The sequence below is a fragment of the Microcoleus sp. B4-C2 genome (genome assembly GCF_036705265.1).
GTDB lineage: Bacteria > Cyanobacteriota > Cyanobacteriia > Cyanobacteriales > Microcoleaceae > Microcoleus.
In genome coordinates, this window is the sequence record NZ_JAUBUB010000068.1 from 1 (window position 1) to 21208 (window position 21208).

The window sequence follows — 21208 nt, forward strand, 5'->3', positions numbered from 1 at the left end:
ATCTTCACAAATGGTTTGTAGAAATTTTCGCTAAACCCACATAGCTATTGGATCATTCTTTTTGTGGAGGTCTCTTAGATATTAAATTAAATTATTGTGATAATCGGATAATTTATGCCGCTCGCAATAGTGTTGACAAAGACAACAGAGAGGGATTTGTGAAAATCCTTCTCTACTAAACTCAAGCTAAAAACTTTAAGATTTAGGACTTCCAAACGATGGAAATTTTAATTGGGCTTGCGATCGCGATCACTGCCTTTGTCACTTTAGTCAACATATACGAATACAAAAGCCAAGGAAGCACGAATACTTTGCGGGACTTACTCGCCTCTGGAAAGTGGAGAGAGGCTAATAAAGAAACTGAGCGACTCCTCGAACTGACGACAAATCGAGCTATGGGTTTACCCAGCAAGCTGGAGAGGAGTGGTTTAGGATTTAAAGAATTTGGTTGCATTCCTTGTCCTATTTTACGCACTATTGACCAGCTTTGGGTACAATACAGTGACGGACATTTTGGTTTTAGCATCCAGTTAGGTATCTTGGAAGAATGTAAAAAAGCGGATGATTGGAAAAAAAAAGAAGTAAAGGAATTTGATCGCGGTATGTGTGGTCATGTTCAAGAGCATTTCCTGAAACTTTCCGGGTCCTTAGTTCCACTCGCCGATCCAGTTGAAGTGGTAATGCTTCGGGAACGCTTGGGGTGGATTACTCGTTGTTACCCTACTGAGGAGACATACAGTTTTATGTGTGCCGTGGATCCTTCTAAGCTCAAATACAGTATAGGGGCTCCAAAAGGTCATCTCCCCGTTTATGATAATGGTACGAAGATTTTTAATTCATATATGCTATATGTTTGGCAGCGACTAAAAGACTGTGGTATATAGAGTGCAATTAAGGCAAATAATCTCGAATCAAACAATAGCGATCGCCCTTAAGCAGTAACTACTGATACTCTACTACAGCCGCGATCGCCCTAGCAATTTCCTCCATATCAGTAGTCGAAAGTTCTCCGATTTTACGAATGAATCTTTGTACATCCATACCCCGTAATTGCAACACATCTACTGCCGAAACTTTCGTTAAACCATTAGCAATATCTGGCTCAATCTTAACGTGCCAGATATTACCAGCATAATATTCTTTCCAATCTGTGATAGGTGCAGCCAATTTCACTGGTAACTTACCAACATTATCAGAACTTACCACTACAGCCGGACGAATTTTTTTGATTTCGGCTCCCACTGTCGGGTCAAAATTAGCCAACCAAATATCACCCCGTTTAGGAGAAGGAGAGTTAGTAGTCAATTAAATCTCCTGCTTCTAATTCTTGCCATTCTCTATCTTCCTGGTAATGTTGCAACATTGCCTCAGCTTGTCTTTCTAAAATCCTTCCCCTCTCTTCCAGCGGTAATTTCATAAATTCTCGGCGACTGGGATAGCTGGCTAGTGTTGGTATTTCTAAATCTATATCCGTCGGCTGCTTTTGAATCTTACGCTGAGAATTCAATGCTTCTATTCGAGATCCTTCTGCTTCCTCCGCTGCAATGTCAGCATCAATTTCATCTCGGTTAGCATGGTAATAAGTCAAAGCTGCATAGACTTGAGTTAGAGTTAAATGCCCGATGCGATCGGCAATTTCTTCTGCACTCAAACTTTGCTTGTACCAAATAGCAATGCGACGGACTGTAACACCAGTTCCGGCAATAATTGGACAGCCACCATGTATATCAGGCTGACGGCTAATTAAAGTTCCTATATCCGTGATAGTTGACAAGATTTTTTCCCCGCCAATGTCTGATGGTTCTGCTATCTAGCATAGCACTGTCACAGCAAGAGCGATCGCCCGTAACAGCTACGTCACCATTTTACCTTCTGAAACACAATACTATCTGCGGTGACAGTAACTGCATATCGATCCCCAGGCTTCAGTTGAGCCTCAATCTCAGCGGGAATTTCTAACTTACCGTCGGGACTCACAGGAACAGTAATATTTGATTTCAGAATGTATTCTCGCAGGTGTTCGACGACTCTATCTTGCAGAGTTTCCGGCAGAGATTCCATCATCTCGACCAAAGTGGCGATCGCCCTTGATGACATAGCTTTATCCTCCTAGTAAATCAAGTTTTTATTTAACATATTTGATGAGCTTATTCTCAATTTTAGACCGATCGCCCGCCCAACACCACCAATACCTCCAGACTTGCTACTGTAAAGAGAGTTAGATTTAATCAAAATCAGCGCAAGCAATTATGAGCGGTACTGTTACATCCCCCAACAACCTCAACCAGCAGCGGCCACTCTCCACGGCATCCGCTGACACTTCCAGTTCCCTGCTGGGCGACTTCATCCAAGAAACACTCGCCTTAACCAAGCGCCTGTTTATTCAATTGCAGCGCCGCCCCTCGACGCTAGTTGCAGGCATTATTCAGCCCCTGATGTGGTTGGTTTTGTTCGGAGCTCTGTTTGAAAATGCACCCGCCGGCTTGTTCGGCGAAAGCCAGAATTACGGACAATTTCTCGGCGCCGGTGTAATCGTTTTTACAGCCTTTGCCGGGGCGCTGAATGCTGGTTTGCCGATTATGTTCGATCGCGAATTCGGATTTCTCAACCGCTTGTTAGTCGCGCCCTTGGCTTCCAGATTTTCGATCGTCCTGGCTTCGGCTATTTTTATCGTCACCCTCAGCTTTATCCAAACCGGCACAATCGTTACAGCGGGGGCGTTTTTGGGCGCGGGATTCCCCGGAATTGCCGGACTTGGGGCGATCGCCCTAATAGTCCTGCTATTAGTTTTGGGCGTCACCGGCTTGAGTCTGGGTTTAGCCTTCGCTCTTCCCGGCCACGTAGAATTAATAGCGGTAATTTTTGTTACTAACCTGCCGCTGTTATTTGCCAGCACAGCCCTCGCGCCGCTGTCATTTATGCCAGAGTGGCTGCAAGTTGTGGTGACTCTCAATCCTCTGAGTTACGCGATCGAACCCATCCGCTATTTGTACCTGCACAGCGATTGGTCGCTAGCCAGTGTCGTGATGCAGGCTCCTTGGGGTACTGTCACCTTTGGAGGAGCGCTATTAGTGCTGCTGGCGTTTGATTTGGTGGCGCTGCTGAGCATTCAACCCCTGCTGCGGCGCCGGTTTGCTTAGGGCGATCGTTTCACCTGCACCGTCAATTCTAGGATGCCTTTCGTCCTGTCAACTTAAGGTAAAACCGATAGTCCGTCAGGGGTTGAAACAACAGCCTCAAAGCCAAAGTCCTCTTGCATAGGACTAATGACTTCTTCAGTCCTCTTTCAGAGGACTTTAGCTATGAGACAGGGAATTCATTCCCTGGCGGACTGCCGGGTAAGCGATAGGACTAATGACTTCTTCAGTCCTCTTTCAGAGGACTTTCGCTATGAGACAGGGAATTCATTCCCTGGCGGACTCTTGGGTAAGCGAGAGGACTGGCGGACTAAAAGCTTAAGTTGACACGACGAAAGGCATTGCCCTGTCCTTAGCCCCAGCGAAGTAATATAATATTTAGTCACAAGTCAGAATATTGTTTAGATAGAATTGTTTTTTTGAAGATTCAACTAATAAATGATGAACACCAAAACTTCCAAATCCGGCAAATTGATGATTGGGATTGCTGCAAGCGCGATCGCATCCTGTGCTCTGTTATCCCCTCAAGCAAGCTTCGCTCAAGCCAGCGGTTTAAATAATGCCCAACCGCTGCAAGACTTTCAAACTCAAGACAATACCGACCCATTTTCCGGCCGCAGCAGCGGCAGCGGAATATTTGATTTAATTCACAGATCCAAATTGGGCGGCGGCCGCAGCATGGAAGAATTTAATAGCGAACAGCGCCAAAATTTGAACGATGCGGCAGCAGAATTTCGGAACAAACAGCGCCTACTACTGGAAAACCAAGCTGTACCTACACCAGGGGCGATCGCACCTACAGAAATTACCGCCCCCGTCCCTTAAATTGCTTTCTTAGTCCGCGAAGGCGGACTTCGTTTGTCTAGCAGCGGTTTCAACCGCCGAGTTTTAATCTTTATTTATTAGTCCGCGAAGGCGGACTTCGTTTGTCTAGCAGCGGTTTCAACCGCCGAGTTTTAATCTTTATTTATTAGTCCGCGAAGGCGGACTTCGTTTGTCTAGCAGCGGTTTCAACCGCCGAATCTTATCTAAAAACCATCGCTTAATCCCGTTCCAACCACGCCCGCATTTTACCCGGATTAAGCAAACCGTAAGGATCTACCAACTCTTTAAACTGCAACTGTTCCACATTAATACTTTTCATCCCTCCATCTTCCAATATATAAGTGTGAGGATTAGCAATCAGTGCGCCTTGCTCTTCATGATAGCGAATAATTTCATTGAGCCGTGATTCCGTAGTGTAGCGAACTATTTGCAAAGCCGCAGCGATCGCCCTCCCGTTCATCCGCAAAAACTCCAAGTGCATCATCACCTCATCCCCATAATAATTGTACAGTTCCTCAATCAATTTCAAACCTTTATCTGGGGGAAAAAGCGTCTGCAAATAAGTCAGAGACGGGTCAGCGCTGCGAGCGTGCAGAGTTGTATGATTCCAAGTAAATTCAGCAATTGCTGCACCTTTGCTCGCTGCTTGCGCGTTTTTTTGATAGCAAATTGTGCCGCCATATTCGCGCACCAAATCTTGCAGCGGTTCCAGACAAGATTCAGCTACCATTAACAAAGCGCAGTGCTTACCTTCAGGAATTGCCTCGCGGAAAGCAGCAAAATAAGCAGGAATCGGCCAAGCACAAACACAAATTAGTTTTTTGATAATTCCGTCAGCATCGCCCAAAGCTTGACCGAAGTTAGCCGATGTCATAAAATCGTCAAAAGCGACGATGATTTCGGCCCAAGCATAAGCAGGGGCGAGGGGAATTTCTAACTCAGTAATAATCCCATTTGTGCCGTAAGCGTGATTGACTTTCTGCACTTCATCGCCGCGCAATTCGATGACGCGGGGATCGTCTTCCATTGTAACGACTCGAACGGCATGAAGATTTCCCCGATCGCGCAATTGCCCGTAAGTTATCGAACCAATTCCCCCGCTACCGCCCCCGATAAATCCCCCAATCGTAGCGGTGCGATAGGTTGAGGGAACCATCCGCAATTCCCAACCGGTTTCTCGCGCTTGTTTGTCGAAAACCGACATTTTTACCCCCGGTTCTACGCAAGCTAAACCCGGTTTTATCCAGCGGATATTGTGCATTTTGCTGGTATCTAAAATGACGCCGCCCTTGAGGGGAATGCACTGCCCGTAATTGCCCGTTCCTGCACCTCTAACAGTTAGCGGAATTTTGAATTTGACGCAGGCTGCAGCAATCCGCAAAACTTCGGCTTCGCTGGCGGGACGAACGACTAAATCTCCTGTTTTATTACTTAAGAGAGGTTGCAAAATTGGACTGAAGTGATAATAGTCTTGAGATAGCTTGACAACTTGCGCGCGATCGCTAATTATTTCAATTCCCGATAGTTCCGAAGAAAAAGCATCCCAGTCAATACTTTGAATCGCAGTTGCAGTCATTTTGTTTACTCCATGCTGGCAGTATTATATATTTTCTCAAGCAGAACTTAGTAACATAAAATACTAACTGCGATCTCTCTTTAAGCAGTAAGGTGCTTATTCGCGCACCCTACACATAGAAGTTCTGCATCCAGGACTGCTTTTTTCAATTAACAAATCCCCCAAACACTGCCATACCGTAGTATTTCCAAGGCACTGCAACAGTCTCAAATCCAGCTTTTACCAGCATTTCCAAATGTGCCGAAAGTGTAGCTAGGCGATCGGGATTAGAATATCCGTAAGAGACACTCTTCCCCACATTTGCGCGAATTTGTGCTAATGTTTCCCCCTGATTTAGCGCCCAATCTTCTCGCGCCGCTTGATAAATATCTTTCATTGCTGCTGATTCTGCTAAAAGAGGATCGGCATTCCAAAAACAGCCACCAGCATTTAAACTTTCGCGAATCCGTTGAAACAATTTTAACTTAATGTCATCCTCAAGATGGTGAATTGCCAGAGATGAAATGCAAGCATTGAATTTATCGCCCAAGCCTGAGAAATTTGGATTGTTTGCCCATTCTCCAAAATCCATTTCTATGCCAGTCCACCGGGCTGCGTATCCTGCAGACTCAATTTTGGCGCGGGCAAAATCAAGCATTCGCGGCGAGTAATCGACAGCAACTATTTCCGCAGACGGATAGAGTTTGAGAACTTTTAAAGTGAGTTCCCCCGTACCGCAGCCGAGTTCTAAAATGCGGTGGTTTGTGTTAGCAATGCAGCCTGCTACTACATCCAGCATTTCGTCATACTTAGGTAAAAGTCGCCGAATGCCTGTATCAAAATTGGCAGTATTGACGAAAACTTCTCCCGGAAAAATTTCGTTGCGCGCAGGTGAGGCAGTAGAGTCAGAATTCACGATCGTCAACCATAGACTACAATTGCTATCCTAACTGAAATAGAGCAAAAAGTGCGTGAAGTAGGGACAAGCCACTGCCCTGTCCTTACCCGATCATCTGTACTTCACTCAACACAAAACCGCTATATAGTTATGCGTATTTTTACGGATAAGCCAAACACTCGTGGTAAACAATAATTAACCGAAAGCATCCACGATACCCGCCACGTGATTCATCTGTCCAGAAATAAAAAACCTGTATCCGATGAAACTTGCCCCCGAATTTATCCGTGGGGTCAATGCTTCAATTCTTTAATCTAAAATCTAAAATCTAAAATCTAAAATCTAAAATCGATTGACCCTCGGTTGCACTCAGAGAGTCTTGCTTTACCCCGGACGCCAGCAAAACACTCTGAACAAGCAGTGTTATGTTAGTAGTGCATAAATTGAAATAAAGATTAAACCTCAGACTTGAGGATACCATGCGCCAATTGATTTCTCGCAGTCGGGCTGCCATCAGCCAATTAGTTTACAAACAAATTCTCCTTGCTTTGACAATTTTATTTGGTGTCGGCGTAGGGATAGCAATGGCAAGTATGTCTGAGCTTTCCTCCATCCTAACGGGATTGCAGGCGCGATTCAAGTCACACAATCAACTTACGATATCTTGCAAAATAAGTATCTGTTTGAAAACAGAGGAATTATTCACATCAAAGGCAAGGGCTATATGAATACTTATCTGCTTGCAGGCAGGCTAGTCAGCGCCGTTTCGGTTTAATTTGTTTATTATATTATGAAGGGGTCTGCTAGTTAGTCGAGAGCGATCAGTCATTAGTCAGCAGCAAGCAGCCAAGAACTAACAGTTAGTCGCTGCTGACTGCTGACGGCGGACTATTACAGGAATTACACAGGGGATGTGAGAACCCGGTTTTTGCGCGGTTGCTTCGTTGACAACCCAAAATTGATTACCAGAAACCCGGTTTTTTTCCTATGTCCTACATTAGCCATTTGCCAAATAGTAAATTTTATGCCCTTGTCAATTTTATCATTCTTGAAATTTTTCCAATCTCGCTTGTCTAGGCAAATAGCTTTGTGGGTATTTGCTAGCATTCTTGTCATAGAAGGAATTATTTTAGTTCCCTCTTATTTTCGGCGAGAAAATGAACTTTTAAGCCAACTGGAACAGGTATCTCGGGCAACTGTTGATTCCCTAGAGTTTGTGCTCCAACAAGATATTTCCGATCGCACTTTATTGCAAGAAGAAGTAAAAAATATTACTAAGGATTCTCAAGTAGTCTTAGGACTATCTATTTACCAAGCTAACGGTGAACTAATATATACACTTGGCGAACCCCCAGAAATCAGTTTAGAGCAACTAAAAGAATCTCGTATAGTTCACAATCACAATTTCGATGGCAAGAGGTACGATATTGCTTGGACGGAGCGACATTTGGGAGGCGATTACATCTTAATTGTTCGCCACGATGCTTCCACAGTCCAGCCGGAACTCTACGCATTTATCGGACGGATTGCTGTTCTAGTCATCATTATATCAGCCTTTGTCACTTCTGTGACTATGTTGTTTTTAGGGCTGACAGTAATTTCACCTATCTTGAGATTGCGCGATGACTTGATCGCTGCTGGAGACGCTTTGAGCAAAGATCGAGAACAACCTGATTTCTACTCTCTGTCTGTCAAGCGGGATGACGAGTTGGGAGAACTCATGGTCGCCTTCAATCAAATGTTTCACCGAGTATACCAGGAAATTGCACAGCGGAAACAAGCTGAGGAAGTATTGCGCGCCGAACAAGAAAAGTCGGAACGTTTATTACTAAATATATTACCAGTAATGATTGCCGATCGCCTAAAACAAGGTCAGATAAATATTGCGGACGGATTTGCCGAAGTTACGGTTTTGTTTGCTGATATTGTGGGCTTTACCGAAATATCTTCGCGCACATCTCCTGAAGAATTAGTCGAGTTGCTTAACAAAATATTTTCATCTTTCGATCGCTTAAGCGAACAATACGGCTTAGAAAAAATTAAGACGATCGGCGACAATTATATGGTAGCAGGCGGTTTGCCGCTTCCCTGTACAAATCACGCCGAATCTATTGCCGAAATGGCCCTGGAAATGCAGCAAGAAATTATGAAATTCCGCGACGAATGCGGTAAACCTCTCAATATCCGCATTGGCATTAATACTGGGCCTGTTGTAGCAGGTGTCATCGGCACTAAAAAGTTTATTTACGATTTGTGGGGAGATGCTGTGAATACAGCAAGCCGCATGGAATCTCAGGGACTTCCGGGTAAAATTCAAGTTAGCAACTCAACTTATGAATTGCTGTGCGATAAGTATTTGTTGGAAAAGCGCGGTAAAATTAATGTTAAAGGCAAAGGAGCTATGACAACTTATTTGCTGAAAGGTCGAAAATTGTAACTGACAATTTTAACCATCGCCCGGGAATAAGTGAGATGGCGGCAGACGTTACAGCGCAGCCGCCCTCGACACCAAACTAGATTTTTTTTGAACGAACCGCGAAGACGCTAAGGACAGGTAGGAAGAGAAGAAGAAAGAATCAAAAATAAAAAGTTCATAAGGTCGTTATTATTGCTATATTAAAAGGCAGGTTAATATTAGTAATCGGGGCAAAAATGACTGCGAATCAGGAACAGAATTCTTCAAATTCACCGATTTGGCAGCCCTTCACGCAAATGAAAACGGCTGCCCCGCCACTGAAGGTAATTCGCGGCAAAGGAGCGGTGCTGGAATTAGCAGACGGGCGGCAAATTCTCGACTGCATTTCTAGTTGGTGGGTGACTGTTCACGGGCACAGCCATCCGGTTCTCGCTGAGGCTCTTTACGAACAAGCCCAAAAGTTAGAACACGTAATCTTTGCCGGATTTACTCACGAACCGGCCCAGAAACTTGCGAGTAAATTGCTCACTCATACGCCTGCTTCTTTAACGCGGATTTTCTTTTCTGATAACGGCTCGACTGCTGTTGAAGTTGCTCTGAAAATGGCATTTCAATATTGGCAAAATATCGGAGAAACTAATCGCACTAGCTTTATTAGTTTTGAGGGAGGTTATCACGGCGATACTGTGGGCGCGATGTCGGCTGGCAGAAGTTCGCTGTGGTGGGAATCTTTTGCACCTTTAATGTTTGCTGGGGATGTTGTTCCTTTTCCGGCAACTTTTGACGGCGATGAGGAGGTGGAAAGCAAGGAGGCCGCGAGTTTAGAGAAATTGGAGTTTTTGTTAAAGCAGGGCGGCTATGCGGGAATTTTTATCGAACCTTTGGTGCAAGGTTCTGGGGGGATGCGAATGTGCCGCCCTGAGTTTTTGCAGGCGATCGCACAACTTGCCCGCCAGTTTAATGTATTGTTGATTTACGATGAAGTAATGACGGGTTTTGGGCGCACGGGCGAACTGTTTGCCTCGGTTAAATCTGCAACTTCACCGGATATCCTGTGTTTGTCTAAAGGATTGTCTGGTGGCTGTTTGCCAATTGCTGTCACAATGGCATCGGAGGATATTTATCAAGCTTTCTGGCGAGATGAATGGGACAAAGCTTTTTTTCACGGTCATTCTTACACCGGAAATCCCTTAGCTTGTGCGGTGAGTGTAGCATCCTTGGAGCTTTTGGAGCAAAACCCAAATGTGTATCAAGGGATGGAAAAACTCCACCACAAATATCTGAATCAATGGCTGAGAAATCATCCTAAACTAGAACGGATTCGGACTTGTGGCACCATCGCAGCAATGGATGTGAAAACGGAAAGCGATTCCGGTTATTTTAATGACATCGCTCCTCTATTGAAAGCCAGATTTCTCGAAGCGGGGTTTTTGCTCCGCCCCTTGGGAAATACGCTTTACTTGATGCCTCCCTACTGCATTTCTCCTGATGAACTAGAATCGATTTATCGGGTGATTCGTCAGGTTTTGGATACTCTGTAAACCCTTTAATTTTAGTAATGAATTTACCCAATTGGAACGATTTGGCTGACGACGCGCTGGCGGGCAAATGTCTCTCTCGCGAGCAATCTTTAGCCGTATTGCGCGCACCGGATGAGGTTTTGCTGGAACAACTAAACGCAGCTTATCGGGTGCGCCGCCACTACTGGGGAAACCGAGTCAGGCTGCACTATTTGTTAAATGCTCAAAGTGGCCTTTGTCCTGAAGATTGCCATTATTGTTCTCAGTCAAAAATTTCGACTGCGGAAATTGAGAAATATCCGCTTTTAGCTAAGGAGAAAATTCTGGATGCCGCCCAACGCGCAGCAGATTTAAAAGCTGGTACGTTTTGTTTGGTGATTTCGGGCCGCCAACCTAACGCATCTACTTTCGATCGCGTTTTGGATGCTGTCGAGACTGTGAAGGCAAATTATAACCTAAAAATTTGCGCTTGTTTGGGATTGTTGAGCGAGGAGCAAACTCATCGGCTGGCTAAAGCTGGAGTCGATCGCGTAAATCACAATCTCAATACTTCCGAATCATATCACACGGACATTTGCACCACTCACACTTTTGGCGATCGGGTGGAAACCGTCGAACACGTAAAAGCAGCGGGAATCACAACTTGTTCCGGCGGAATTTTGGGGATGGGCGAATCGGATGATGATGCGATCGATTTAGCGCTTTCGCTTCGCAAGTTGGGCGTTACTAGCGTGCCAGTTAACTTTTTCATTCCGATTCCCGGCACACCATTTGCAGATGTGAACAGGTTAACTCCCCGCCAATGTTTGCGAATTCTCTGTTTGTTCCGATTTTTGCTTCCCAGTCAAGAAATTCGGATTGCTGGGGGACGGGAGGTGCATTTGCGATCGTTGCAACCTCTCGGACTCTACCCCGCTAATTCTATCTTTGTGGGCGATTATCTGACAACTCCCGGACAAGCTGCCCATCAAGATTGGGACATGATTCGAGATGCGGGATTTGCGATCGAATCCCCCGAAGGTTCTCTCTTAGAGGTTGATTCAGCAGTTACCAAATCTGAACAAAAAACCCTGGTTGTTTAACTCTTATACCAGTTTTCAATCAGATGAAATAGAGTAGGACACGGCACTGCCGTGTCCCTACCCAATATCTATATTTCATGTTTACGCATGGGCGGATAGAAACCGGATTTCTGAGGGAGCAAATGCGTCAGCCGTAAGTTCTTAGATTGTAGCCAGAAACCCGGTTTCTACGGTTTACCTTCTTCAATCTAAAATCTAAAATCTAAAATCTAAAATAATACAAGAGGGGGAAATTGTGGACAAACGCGAAGAAATTACGATCGCAGAATACCAGCTAACTGCCGAATCTTTCCGAGAAGGAACTTGGCATCACGACGTATCCCAAAATCGATCCGCATTGACCGCTGCTATGCCCCGCAATCCCGGTAAAATTCTCGATATAGGATGCGGGCCGGGACGAGACTTAGTAGCCTTCAAAAGCCAAGGACACACAGTTGTAGGCTTAGATGCAACTCCAGCTTTTGTAGAAATAGCAAAAGAGTTGTCAGGATGCGAAGTTTGGCAACAATCTTTTCTGAATCTCGACTTGCCAGAGGCAGAATTTGACGGTATTTTTGCCAATGCTTCCCTAATTCACGTTCCCAGGGACGAGATGGTAAAAGTGCTGCAAAATTTGCACAAAGCCTTAGTTGTTAGCGGTGCAATTGTCATGTCAATGTGCCGGGGAAATTGGGAGGGATACGACGAGAGACCAACGGGAAAACGCTATACAGCCGGATGGGAATATCATACTTTAGCGCCTTGTTTAGAACAAACAGGATTTGCAATTGTCGATCGCTACTATCGCCCCCCCGGCTTACCCCGCGAAGCTCAATCTTGGGTAGTAATAGTGGGCAAAAAACTCTAACGTAAATGGGAAATTGCCAATCTTTCCCCTCTCTTCCTCTGCGCCCTCTGCGGTTAAATAAAAAAACTCATTCACCAATACTTCGGACAGTTTTTTAACGGCCCTGTAAGCCTTATGGAAAAAGCCCTGCCATTTGTAAGGATTCAGGTCAAAAAAACTTAAGTGGCGGCATCTGGTAAAATAAACGGATGAAAAAGCCCGCACCCACGAGAGAGCAGAAAAAAACCGAAATCGAGCAGTTGAGCCAAGCTAAACTGGTAGAAATGGTACTGGGGCTGCAAAAAATTATTGAAGAATTGCAAGAAAAACTAGCCATTGCTACGGGCAAAAGTCGAACCAGCAGTCAGACTTCATCAAAACCCCCATCAACGGATCTACTCCAAAAACCAGAGAAACCAACAGTTAAACCAGAAGCAGACCAAAAAAAGAAACCAGGTGGACAACCAGGTCATCAGGGAAAAACCCGAAAAGGGTTTGGACGAGTAGACAGAACCGCAATTAGCTCACCGGAAATCTGCCTCAATTGTGGCAGTCAAGAATTAAGTGAAGTAATTAACATCCACTCTCAGCAAGTAGCAAGTCTAGGGCGTCGGTTCAGTATTAGGAGTGGACAAAAAAAGACTTTATGAAATTAGCCAGTGCATGAGTTCGACTTTATGCCTGGTGTAATTGGTCGAACCTTATCCATTCGAGCAATGACATGAAGATTATGAACAACAGGGACTCGCCGTAGTGAGAAGAGATTTTTCCGCAGTCAAATATAGCGAGCACGGTTAAGAAAGCCAATGACCAATAGGAGCCAGAGAGTGTTCAACTGTAGTACGTTTTCTCGGTAGTGCCCTGAAGGAAAGGATCAGAGTACGTTATGATTAGAGAAGTGTTTGCCATAGCGTGATATGACATTAGAAATTAATTTTTGCCCTAATTGTGGTGCGGAAGAAGTTAGTCGAAACGGTCAAACTCGGCATCATAAACAAAATTATAAATGCCGAACTATTCGACAACGAGTGTCTCGATTGGTAAGAAAGAGCTTAGCCTTATCTAAAAAATTAGAAAATCATATTGCTGCCATTTGGCGCTTTGTGCATCATTACAATGCTAATTTACAAGTCTAAACCCCTACTTTCTTTGAATTCAGTTTAATTCTCTTGATCCTTTCCTTCACGGCACTACCCAGTAAACAAAGTATCTTATTGGTGTATAAAGGGAGATCCCGACAATTTAGAAAGTCTAATAGATGAGAGGATGAAGGGAAATCACAAAAAAGCCACAGATAAATATATAGAAATATTATTAGAGACTATAGAAAAAGACCCTCAAGAATTAGGATATAATTTTGGACGATGGACAGCGCAGAGATTAGCAACATACTTAGAGGAATCCACAGGAATAAAATTAAGTGGAGGACAAGTTCGGAGGATATTAAAGAAAAAAAAGTATGTTTACATCTGGGCTAAGTATAGCCTAGAGTCCAAGAGAAATACTGAAAAAAGGACAGCGTTTAAAATAAAGATAGCCGAATATTTAAAAATAGAAAAAGAATCGCCAGAACGTTTACAGGTATGGTTTTGGGACGAGAGTGGATTTAGTTTAAGAGTCACCAGAAGAAAGAACTGGTGTAAAAAAGGCAGCCGAAAAAAGGTTCGAGGAGACAGAAGAAAAGGCAGAGTTAATGTAATGGGAGGAGTGAGGAATTCGGATAAAAAAAGGTGGGTACAGTTCCTCAAAAAAGGCAATTCATATAATTTTTATCAAGTGCTAAAACTCTTTTATGAAGAGCTAATCAATGAATGGGTATCAGCAGGGAATCAAGCCTCAGAATTTGCTGAAAAAGGAGCGAAAATAGTGATTATTCTTGATAATGCTAGTTTTCATAAGAAAGAAGAGTACCTGAAAATAATTGAAACAAAAATGCCTAACCTTCATTTAGAATTTCTCCCCGAATACAGCCCCGACTATAACTTAATTGAATTAGTATGGCATTCGGCAAAAGAATATATTGCTAATCGACTTTTTACATCTATTGAAGAGCTAGAGTATTTATTGCACCGCCTCTTAAATGAAGGGCAATTAATAATTAAATGGGGTCGCAAAATTAAAAATAAGGGTAATGCTTGTATCACAGTTTAAATGTGCAACAGCTTATAAGTCTTACTGATAATCTGATCCTCATCAGGAATAAACATGGGATATACAGACCATCCATCAGTTACATAAAAGTAGCAGTTCCATGCACTTACTTGGTTCCATAATGGTTCAAATGTCTTAGCACGCACGATCCCCTAATACCCATCCTAAAATTCCTGGTCGAAAGTGGTCAACCGCTGTCCACAACCAGATTTTGTCTGTTTTTTTTTTACATAAGTTTGTAATTCATCGAGCTCACCAACTTCTGGAATGACTTCAGGGTCATAAACCTCTGGTAACAGTTTTCCGACTTGTTTTACCCAATTTATTACCGTGGTATGATGAACTCCCTTAACTCGTTCTATCGCCCGTAAACCCATACCATTGACGTACATTTTTAGGCAATCACGTTTGATGCTCTCGCTATAACCAAGGGTGGGATTCATACTGATTAATGAATTGACGACCACATTGGACACAAATGTGATTCTGTTTTCCTTTCTTCTTGCCGTTTTGGCGGATATGGGTTGATTTACATTCTGGGCATTGCATAAATTATTCCTCCTATTCATACTCTAACTCAGCAACGCCAACTTTCAATATCCACCCATGTATCAGCACCGCCAATCACGGCACAAATTGAGATGGTGATAATATCAATTAATTGATGATGTCTCGTCCGCTCAATTCTTGGATCTTCTAAGTCGGAAAAATGGTCGGCGATGGTGATTTTAGGTTTGAGTTTCATAAAGGGTAAACTCTAATTAAATGTTTTGTAGGTACTCAATAATTCTTCTCCAATATACCAGATTATGTTAACATAAAGTTGAGATGCGTTCGCCCTGCAGGCATCCCGCCTGTGAATTTCTGTGAATTTCTGCGCCTCAAAAATCAAAATCCCAATTCCCCAAAAACCATAGCGGGGCAGGCCATCCAGCCCGCCCCACATTCTCCAAAAGCCCCAAAATCATTCACTTCAACCAGGCAGGATGAGCCATCAAAGCTGCAAAAGGCTGCACTCCCCGCAACTGATTCGACAGCGGCAAATGACCCCTAGGCGCGCTCAAATCCCAAATAAACTCTTGCGGGTATCGCGTCCAATTATTCCCCTTTTTCCAGCCAATTAGCGGCCACAATTTATCCCAATTCTTGCCCGAACCGAGCCAAATTTCCCGCTGCACCGAAAAGCCAAATTTGCCTTCGGAATGAACTTTCCACAGCGTATTAATTGTTTGCAAATCCGTTATCGGCAAACTCTCAACTTGGGTAAAATACAGCCACTTTCTCACAGAAGCTGTATCACCAGCCAATTCACAAAGCTTGTCTAAAGTCAAGCGATCGGCTTCTTGAAATTCCTGTAACGCCAATAATTGTTGCAGCGGAGTGTAATCAATGTTAGAGTCCGATCGCAGTGGCACAACCCCAGCGGGAAAATTCGCTTGCAAAAACTCCGTCGCTCTCGGAGAATTAGCACTGTAAAGAATTTGGTAAGCCTTACCCATTACCGCAGTCGGTGCCTCTGACTTGCGCTCTAATAAAAATTCCATCAATACATCCCAACCGGAATCTGCTATTTGTTGTTGCAGCAGTTGCAGTTGAGCTTTTTCCGAACCCGACCTCAACTGAGAGCGGAGTTCGGCTGTATCGGCCGCCGAGTCTAGAGGAGAAGTAGAAATCGAGTCAGTCATGAGAAACTATCAGCTATCAGCTATCAGCTATCAGCTATTAGCTGAAGCCCTGGTTTTCCCCCATTGTACAATGGTACTGACTCCGATTCACTTCTCTGTACTCGGATGCCTGCGCGCAACGCCGCCTGGTTTAGCCGATCGCCTGATCGCACACTTTTCGCCAATGTCAGCAATCGCAAATAAGTCTACCATCTGAAATTTACGATCGATGCCATGTCAAAGAGTTTTTCTTGAACCTAGTCGTCCACGATCGAAACCCATGCAGGGAAGGAAGGCGGAAAAAAGTTTATGTCATATTCCGAGTCTTCCCACTCTTTGACCCAAAGCGGCACGGCGCCGGGGCTAGGAGTTGCAGAAAAGGTGCGTTCTTTGACTTCGATCGAGTGAAATAGCTGTTTTAAAGTATCTCCCCGATCCAAAGCTTCGCTGAGGATGTCGTCCAACTCAGGATCGACCCGTTTGACACGGTTTTTGTCCTCCTCCAGCCACAGAAGTTTCAAAGACTTCAGATCCCTCGGACTGAGGATGCTCTTGTAGTACACGCGCTTAAGGGTCGCTACGGGCTCCAATGAGCGTTCGATCCGGCGAATTTGCTGAACTCGCAGGTAGTGCCATTCCGCTAAACGCTTGCTTTCCGAAGGCGGGAGAGTACCCTTGCCCGCTGCGTGTTTGTAGTCGTATTTAATCAAGCTGCAAGCCATATTGGCTAGCAGGTGAATCAACTGTTTTTCTTTGGGTGTCGCCTGACGCCGTTCCTGGGTTCTTGTCAATACGCGCTGTCTGCGGGTAGTTTCGAGAGTATTTTCCATTGGGTTTTTACGAGATGAAATACGATTGTGCCAGATCCAAATCCCGAACATCAGAAGGTAAGGAAGTTGATAGGCGGGGAAACTCCACCAACAGACTCGCCTTACCTGTTTATTTTCCCATCCACCGTTCTCTGAAACTGATTACCACCCCTGGGATTAGGTAGACTGATCTTGGGATCGAGTTTTAACTACCTCGATCAGAGGCGGTTGGGACAACAAGCACCACAACTACAACCACAACCGCATCAGAGCGAACCACACTCCGGGCGCCAATTATTTCCTGCCTTTACCCGTTTTTACCTCTTCTTGGTCCCCATCCTCATTCGTTCCAGTGTAGTTAAAGTCAGGACGACTCTCCCAAGCCGTCAAACTACTGGCTGATGAAGGTTGTGTGGCGATCGCTGAAGCGCTGGCGCTGCCTGCCTGGAAAAAGCCGAAGCCAGCCGAGGCAATTACCCCTAATACTAAGATGCTGTTTTTCATGTTCGATGACCCTGATTTGCGTAGATTGACACTTTTTGGCTCACCCGATCTGTCAGAAATGGGTTGATGCAATAGCCCACTTGTCTTCTGATAAATCTGCCTGCCATAATCAATTCAGACAGGCACACCCGCTTGCGATCGGAAACGCCAGAAGTGACGTGTTACTAATGTCCACGATCATCCACCAACCCGAATCTTTTGGGTAGTGGAGCGAAAGCCATCAGGGCGTCGATCCATCAGGGAGTTATGCCATCAGGGTGCTAATCCATCGGGTAGTTAAGCCATCAGGGCGCATCTTCTACAATTAGCCACAGACTTAACTTTTAGAGTTGAGCGAGTGGTTAGCCAGTTTCTGACCACGCCTTTAAGAATTAAACTTTTTGTGGATGCATCCTGAAAAGTTTGTTCTTAGGAATCCCCGAACGCGAAAGCCCGGGGAAAGTCAGCAGCATGGAATTCCATGCAATCTAAGTCAACTAAAAAAACGCAGATTAACGATATCTCCCACTCAAGCAGTCCTCAGCCAAACGCTGGGGTTTTTTATTGGCAGCCATTGCTCTGTCTTTTCCTCCAGCATTCGGCAAGCGCAACTGAAGGCAGAAGGTTGACGGCGCTGTGGTTATGAGTTTCCCTGCCAACATCATACCACCGGGTTAATTTTAAAGTATTATTGTAAAAAAAATGTGAAAAAAACGGCGTTTTAGCGTTTTCAATCCGAGCGAGTGAAAATTCATCTAATTATGTGAACGAGTGTAAAAAATCAAGTGGCGGGGTACAATTGGGCCGATCATAGGATTTGGGGCGAACGCTTGCAAAGATACGGTAAAGATTGACGAGAAGAAAGCTGACCTAGTAGACAATAGAGAAAGAAGAACAAAAAATTTTCCACCATAGTAAGGCCGATTCAAAAAAAAACAATGCAAATGCAACAGGCAAACTCCAAACCCTTATTGAATAAGTCATTGCCCAATCTAAAATCTAAAATCTAAAATCTAAAATGGTATCAGCGGGCCATAACTCCAATTTGTAACCTTTCGATCGCACAGCATAGGGGCGTAAAATCTTGATGAATTCCCAGATGACAGCATCCGTCAACTCAACGTACCAATATCAAGTTGGAGGCTATTTGCCTGCCGGTGCGCCCACCTATGTCAGGCGATCGGCAGACAGCGAGCTCTACGAAGGACTCAAAGCCGGAGACTTCTGCTACGTGTTGAGTTCGCCACAAATGGGAAAGTCCAGCCTGCTAGTGCAAACGGCCAAAAGGTTGCAAGCCGAAGGTACAGTTTTTGCCGCCATCAACTTGAGAAGCATCAGCAGCCCAGATATCTCCCCCCAAAAGTGGTATGGCGGAATCATGTACCGCATGGCCAGCAGTTTACACATCACAAACAGGTTTGATGCCATCAAGTGGTGGAACGATCGCGAACTGCTGCCGCCGGTGCAGCGATTGGAGATATTTATCGAAAAAGTTTTGCTCAAGTCACTTCAGCAAAATCTGGTAATTTTTCTAGATGACATTGACAGCATCAGCCGCCTAAATTTCAGTACCAAGGATTTTTTTGCTTTGATCCGGGCTTGTTACTCCAAGCGGGCAGAGCAACCGGAATACGATCGCCTGACTTTTGCTGTTATGGGAGTAGCAGCCCCCTCAGAATTGATCCGAGATCCAAGATGCAACCCTTTTAATGTTGGACGGCAAATTCATTTAAGTCGATTCCAACTGCAGGAAAGTTTGCCGCTAGCAAAAGGATTAGCCCTGAAAGCTTTTCGCCCCCAAAAAGTCCTCCAAGAAATATTAGCTTGGACGGGCGGGCAACCGTTTCTAACTCAAAAAGTTTGCCACTTGGTACTTGAATACGGGCCTTTTATTGGCAGAAATTCGGAAGCTCAGCAGGTTGAAAAACTGGTCAAACACAGAATTATTAAAAATTGGGAAGAAGAAGACGAACCCCAACATTTGATACCTATACGCGATCGCATTTTCCATAACCACTGCGACCTCACGCGGCTGTTAACGCTGTACCAGCAAGCGTTGCAACCGCCCAAGGCAACAAAACCGGGAGAATCCCAGGGAGTACCAGCAGATTACTCTCCCGAAAAACTCGAATTGCAACTGTCAGGACTGGTTGTTAAATTTGAGGGTAAATTAATAGTTTCCAACCTAATTTATCAGTCAGTTTTTAATCAGTTCTGGGTGGAAAAAGAGCTGGGAAAATTGGCTCCTTACCGCTTGGCCCTAGCAGCATGGCTGGCTTCAGACCGCGAAGATGAATCACTGTTATTGACAGGGGAAAGTTTGCAGTCAGCTTTGGATTGGGCGGAGGACAAACAATTAAGCCAAGAACACTATTGGTTCTTGAATCCCGATCGAACTTTTGGGGAAAAACCCACAGTGGTTGTCGCACAAGTTGCAGACAGCAGCATAGACACAGATGCAGACAGCCCCATCCTCACCCCGCCCTCAGATAGTATTCCAACTGGCAACAACGAACAGAGATTGTACGATCACATCGTCTCCTGCGTGGAAACAGAATCCCCCGCACAGGTGATCGAGCGGTTCCGAAAGCTATTCATCGACGGCATGGGCTATCCCGATCGAGAGATTGAAGCAACTTTGTATAGTATAGTCTCCGTCAAGCGATCGGATCAGGACTTTAAATATCTGCTCCACCGCTGCTGCTACATCCCCATCAACCGCTGGCAATTGCAATCACAAAATCAGTTCGCGATCGCCAAGTTGGTATCTTTATTTAAGCAGACTTCTCCCCGATTCGGGATGGAATTTTACATAGTCAAGCGCTTACAAGAACAAATAAAATTTTTTAATAAAAGTGAAGAATTCCAGACTATAGAGCGCTTAGTAAAAGCCTTAGATAGAGATGCGGAACTGCAGCAACAAGATACAGATTTTCCTTTGGGCGAATTGATCTGTCGGTATCCTTATTTGTACGGCTATTCTCTACTGAGCAAGGACAGCATTGAGGAAGACCAACAAACCATCCAAAAACTGGCATTTCAAAGACAGCGACAATTTGAAACACATTTGTCTAAATATTTGAATTATATGGTTGAGCCGAGAAATACAGAAATAGGAATTGTACAGCGAGCGGCTAATCCCACACTTTTGAACGATGCAGAACTGCACTTAGCGGTCAGGGAATTTGCCGGAAAAGTAGCAGGCGATCGCACCTACAAAGAAGCGGCTCAATTTTTCCTGAGAGATTCCCGAAAAACTCCATCTTACGCCTCATTTAAAGTGGATTTATATGAATATTTAATATCGTCTATCGAACCAGAATACGGCGGGCGTCAATTTAATGACCGTTTGTACAAACAAATCAAAAATACATTGCGAGAAAATGACTCGGTGAAATTCAATAATCCATTGTTAGTTCGTACTTGCAACCAGTTGTTCAACTTCTTAGTAGTGGAAAATTCCCAACATCCCAGCCACTACGTTTTTTACGATTTGGTGTACAACCTCGGCGCCAGCAGGACAATGGGTTTACTGATGAAAATTGTGCTGCTTTCGGGCAAAGTAAAACCAGAGTTGGAAAAGCGATTTTCTATTTTGTTCAACCACTATGAAGGTAAAGCTTCTAATGAAATTATGTGGTTTGTCAAATCGTTGGAAAATTTCAATGTGGCTTTGGTTGTGAATTTTGGTAAGATGGATTTGTCTTTAGTTAAAGAGCATCTTATTTTGACTTAAAAAAAACCAACTCCCTGGTGCAGGGTTTTATAATAGTATTAATTTCAAAAAAACCAGGTAAAGCACATAAAAACCTTTGTTTACTCACTTAACCAGAGCCTGTAAA

General features: G+C 44.4%; 20 protein-coding genes and 4 pseudogenes. 13 read left to right on the plus strand and 11 right to left on the minus strand.

The genetic code is table 11. The annotated features are described in order from the left end of the window. Positions 1 to 218: 218 nt before the first annotated feature. On the plus strand, positions 219 to 884 hold the full coding sequence (locus QUB20_RS19080; protein ID WP_333248389.1) for a GUN4 domain-containing protein: 666 nt from the start codon (positions 219 to 221) through the stop codon (positions 882 to 884). Between the two features lie 58 nt (positions 885 to 942). Here the strand turns inward: QUB20_RS19080 and QUB20_RS19085 are convergent, their stop codons facing one another. The 3 genes from QUB20_RS19085 to QUB20_RS19095 form a co-directional block, all read right to left on the minus strand. Continuing rightward, the gene (locus QUB20_RS19085; RefSeq protein WP_333248391.1) at positions 943 to 1305 is read right to left on the minus strand and encodes a type II toxin-antitoxin system PemK/MazF family toxin; all 363 of its coding nucleotides are present in this window, start codon (positions 1303 to 1305) and stop codon (positions 943 to 945) included. After that, the gene (locus QUB20_RS19090) at positions 1295 to 1774 is read right to left on the minus strand and encodes a DUF433 domain-containing protein (RefSeq protein WP_333248394.1); all 480 of its coding nucleotides are present in this window, start codon (positions 1772 to 1774) and stop codon (positions 1295 to 1297) included. Before QUB20_RS19090 ends, QUB20_RS19085 begins: the two co-directional genes overlap by 11 nt. A gap of 83 nt (positions 1775 to 1857) precedes the next feature. Further along, positions 1858 to 2097 (minus strand): hypothetical protein, encoded by a 240-nt coding sequence (locus QUB20_RS19095; protein WP_333248397.1) that lies wholly within the window; start codon positions 2095 to 2097, stop codon positions 1858 to 1860. Between the two features lie 152 nt (positions 2098 to 2249). Between QUB20_RS19095 and QUB20_RS19100 the strand changes: the two genes are divergently transcribed. Both QUB20_RS19100 and QUB20_RS19105 read left to right on the plus strand, forming a co-directional pair. After that, positions 2250 to 3140, plus strand: a complete 891-nt coding sequence (locus QUB20_RS19100) for an ABC transporter permease (protein WP_332952239.1) — start codon at positions 2250 to 2252, stop codon at positions 3138 to 3140. Between the two features lie 435 nt (positions 3141 to 3575). Continuing rightward, positions 3576 to 3962, plus strand: coding sequence for a hypothetical protein (locus QUB20_RS19105; protein WP_333248400.1), 387 nt, complete (start codon positions 3576 to 3578; stop codon positions 3960 to 3962). 217 nt (positions 3963 to 4179) lie between these two features. Here the strand turns inward: QUB20_RS19105 and QUB20_RS19110 are convergent, their stop codons facing one another. Both QUB20_RS19110 and QUB20_RS19115 read right to left on the minus strand, forming a co-directional pair. Next, positions 4180 to 5538, minus strand: a complete 1359-nt coding sequence (locus QUB20_RS19110) for an FAD-binding oxidoreductase (protein ID WP_333248402.1) — start codon at positions 5536 to 5538, stop codon at positions 4180 to 4182. A 145-nt stretch (positions 5539 to 5683) separates the two neighbouring features. Further along, positions 5684 to 6433 (minus strand): class I SAM-dependent methyltransferase, encoded by a 750-nt coding sequence (locus tag QUB20_RS19115; RefSeq protein WP_333248404.1) that lies wholly within the window; start codon positions 6431 to 6433, stop codon positions 5684 to 5686. A 604-nt stretch (positions 6434 to 7037) separates the two neighbouring features. Between QUB20_RS19115 and QUB20_RS19120 the strand changes: the two genes are divergently transcribed. From QUB20_RS19120 to QUB20_RS19145, 6 genes are all read left to right on the plus strand, one after another. After that, positions 7038 to 7190 (plus strand): adenylate/guanylate cyclase domain-containing protein, encoded by a 153-nt coding sequence (locus tag QUB20_RS19120; RefSeq protein WP_333054555.1) that lies wholly within the window; start codon positions 7038 to 7040, stop codon positions 7188 to 7190. 249 nt (positions 7191 to 7439) lie between these two features. After that, positions 7440 to 8852, plus strand: a complete 1413-nt coding sequence (locus QUB20_RS19125; protein ID WP_333244217.1) for an adenylate/guanylate cyclase domain-containing protein — start codon at positions 7440 to 7442, stop codon at positions 8850 to 8852. 215 nt (positions 8853 to 9067) lie between these two features. Beyond that, the gene (bioA, locus tag QUB20_RS19130) at positions 9068 to 10372 is read left to right on the plus strand and encodes an adenosylmethionine--8-amino-7-oxononanoate transaminase (protein WP_333248406.1); all 1305 of its coding nucleotides are present in this window, start codon (positions 9068 to 9070) and stop codon (positions 10370 to 10372) included. A gap of 17 nt (positions 10373 to 10389) precedes the next feature. Next, positions 10390 to 11433, plus strand: coding sequence for a biotin synthase BioB (bioB, locus tag QUB20_RS19135; protein WP_333248408.1), 1044 nt, complete (start codon positions 10390 to 10392; stop codon positions 11431 to 11433). 235 nt (positions 11434 to 11668) lie between these two features. Then, complete coding sequence (locus tag QUB20_RS19140; protein WP_333244208.1) at positions 11669 to 12280, plus strand: class I SAM-dependent methyltransferase; 612 nt, start codon at positions 11669 to 11671, stop codon at positions 12278 to 12280. Between the two features lie 188 nt (positions 12281 to 12468). Then, the gene (locus QUB20_RS19145) at positions 12469 to 12909 is read left to right on the plus strand and encodes a DUF6444 domain-containing protein (RefSeq protein ID WP_333248411.1); all 441 of its coding nucleotides are present in this window, start codon (positions 12469 to 12471) and stop codon (positions 12907 to 12909) included. A 2-nt stretch (positions 12910 to 12911) separates the two neighbouring features. On the opposite strand, the pseudogene QUB20_RS19150 reads toward QUB20_RS19145, so the two are convergent. Beyond that, positions 12912 to 13122: pseudogene (locus tag QUB20_RS19150) on the minus strand (hypothetical protein); the annotation flags it as partial. 54 nt (positions 13123 to 13176) lie between these two features. Between QUB20_RS19150 and QUB20_RS28745 the strand changes: the two are divergent. Both QUB20_RS28745 and QUB20_RS19160 read left to right on the plus strand, forming a co-directional pair. Next, positions 13177 to 13395, plus strand: coding sequence for a transposase-like zinc-binding domain-containing protein (locus QUB20_RS28745; protein WP_445299417.1), 219 nt, complete (start codon positions 13177 to 13179; stop codon positions 13393 to 13395). A 70-nt stretch (positions 13396 to 13465) separates the two neighbouring features. Next, positions 13466 to 14410: pseudogene (locus tag QUB20_RS19160) on the plus strand (IS630 family transposase); the annotation flags it as partial. A 14-nt stretch (positions 14411 to 14424) separates the two neighbouring features. Here QUB20_RS19160 and QUB20_RS19165 read toward each other — a convergent pair. The 3 genes and pseudogenes from QUB20_RS19165 to QUB20_RS19175 form a co-directional block, all read right to left on the minus strand. After that, positions 14425 to 14959 (minus strand): annotated as a pseudogene (locus QUB20_RS19165) (IS1 family transposase); the annotation flags it as partial. A 37-nt stretch (positions 14960 to 14996) separates the two neighbouring features. Next, positions 14997 to 15155, minus strand: a pseudogene (locus QUB20_RS19170) (transposase family protein); the annotation flags it as partial. Positions 15156 to 15378: 223 nt separating this feature from the next. Then, the gene (locus QUB20_RS19175) at positions 15379 to 16095 is read right to left on the minus strand and encodes a GUN4 N-terminal ARM-like repeat domain-containing protein (protein ID WP_333248413.1); all 717 of its coding nucleotides are present in this window, start codon (positions 16093 to 16095) and stop codon (positions 15379 to 15381) included. On the opposite strand from QUB20_RS19175, the gene QUB20_RS19180 reads away from it, so the two are divergent. Beyond that, complete coding sequence (locus QUB20_RS19180) at positions 16094 to 16291, plus strand: hypothetical protein (protein ID WP_333248415.1); 198 nt, start codon at positions 16094 to 16096, stop codon at positions 16289 to 16291. The genes QUB20_RS19175 and QUB20_RS19180 overlap by 2 nt on opposite strands. Before the next feature lie 40 nt (positions 16292 to 16331). On the opposite strand, the gene QUB20_RS19185 is transcribed toward QUB20_RS19180, so the two are convergent. Next, positions 16332 to 16904, minus strand: a complete 573-nt coding sequence (locus QUB20_RS19185) for a hypothetical protein (RefSeq protein WP_333144787.1) — start codon at positions 16902 to 16904, stop codon at positions 16332 to 16334. Positions 16905 to 17177: 273 nt separating this feature from the next. Continuing rightward, the gene (locus QUB20_RS19190) at positions 17178 to 17387 is read right to left on the minus strand and encodes a hypothetical protein (protein ID WP_333058256.1); all 210 of its coding nucleotides are present in this window, start codon (positions 17385 to 17387) and stop codon (positions 17178 to 17180) included. A 1078-nt stretch (positions 17388 to 18465) separates the two neighbouring features. Between QUB20_RS19190 and QUB20_RS19195 the strand changes: the two genes are divergently transcribed. Next, positions 18466 to 21102, plus strand: coding sequence for an AAA-like domain-containing protein (locus tag QUB20_RS19195; RefSeq protein ID WP_333248416.1), 2637 nt, complete (start codon positions 18466 to 18468; stop codon positions 21100 to 21102). Positions 21103 to 21208 lie beyond the last annotated feature (106 nt).

Coding starts and splice junctions, on each gene's coding strand:
- QUB20_RS19125 (WP_333244217.1), top strand. CDS start 7,440: ATGCCCTTGTCAATTTTATCATTCTTGAAATTTTTCCAATCTCGCTTG.
- QUB20_RS19145 (WP_333248411.1), top strand. CDS start 12,469: ATGAAAAAGCCCGCACCCACGAGAGAGCAGAAAAAAACCGAAATCGAG.
- bioA (WP_333248406.1), top strand. CDS start 9,068: ATGACTGCGAATCAGGAACAGAATTCTTCAAATTCACCGATTTGGCAG.
- QUB20_RS19095 (WP_333248397.1), bottom strand. CDS start 2,097: ATGTCATCAAGGGCGATCGCCACTTTGGTCGAGATGATGGAATCTCTG.
- QUB20_RS19105 (WP_333248400.1), top strand. CDS start 3,576: ATGATGAACACCAAAACTTCCAAATCCGGCAAATTGATGATTGGGATT.
- QUB20_RS19195 (WP_333248416.1), top strand. CDS start 18,466: ATGACAGCATCCGTCAACTCAACGTACCAATATCAAGTTGGAGGCTAT.
- QUB20_RS19185 (WP_333144787.1), bottom strand. CDS start 16,904: ATGGAAAATACTCTCGAAACTACCCGCAGACAGCGCGTATTGACAAGA.
- QUB20_RS19190 (WP_333058256.1), bottom strand. CDS start 17,387: ATGAAAAACAGCATCTTAGTATTAGGGGTAATTGCCTCGGCTGGCTTC.
- QUB20_RS19180 (WP_333248415.1), top strand. CDS start 16,094: ATGAGAAACTATCAGCTATCAGCTATCAGCTATCAGCTATTAGCTGAA.
- QUB20_RS19110 (WP_333248402.1), bottom strand. CDS start 5,538: ATGACTGCAACTGCGATTCAAAGTATTGACTGGGATGCTTTTTCTTCG.
- bioB (WP_333248408.1), top strand. CDS start 10,390: ATGAATTTACCCAATTGGAACGATTTGGCTGACGACGCGCTGGCGGGC.
- QUB20_RS19175 (WP_333248413.1), bottom strand. CDS start 16,095: ATGACTGACTCGATTTCTACTTCTCCTCTAGACTCGGCGGCCGATACA.
- QUB20_RS28745 (WP_445299417.1), top strand. CDS start 13,177: ATGACATTAGAAATTAATTTTTGCCCTAATTGTGGTGCGGAAGAAGTT.
- QUB20_RS19100 (WP_332952239.1), top strand. CDS start 2,250: ATGAGCGGTACTGTTACATCCCCCAACAACCTCAACCAGCAGCGGCCA.
- QUB20_RS19080 (WP_333248389.1), top strand. CDS start 219: ATGGAAATTTTAATTGGGCTTGCGATCGCGATCACTGCCTTTGTCACT.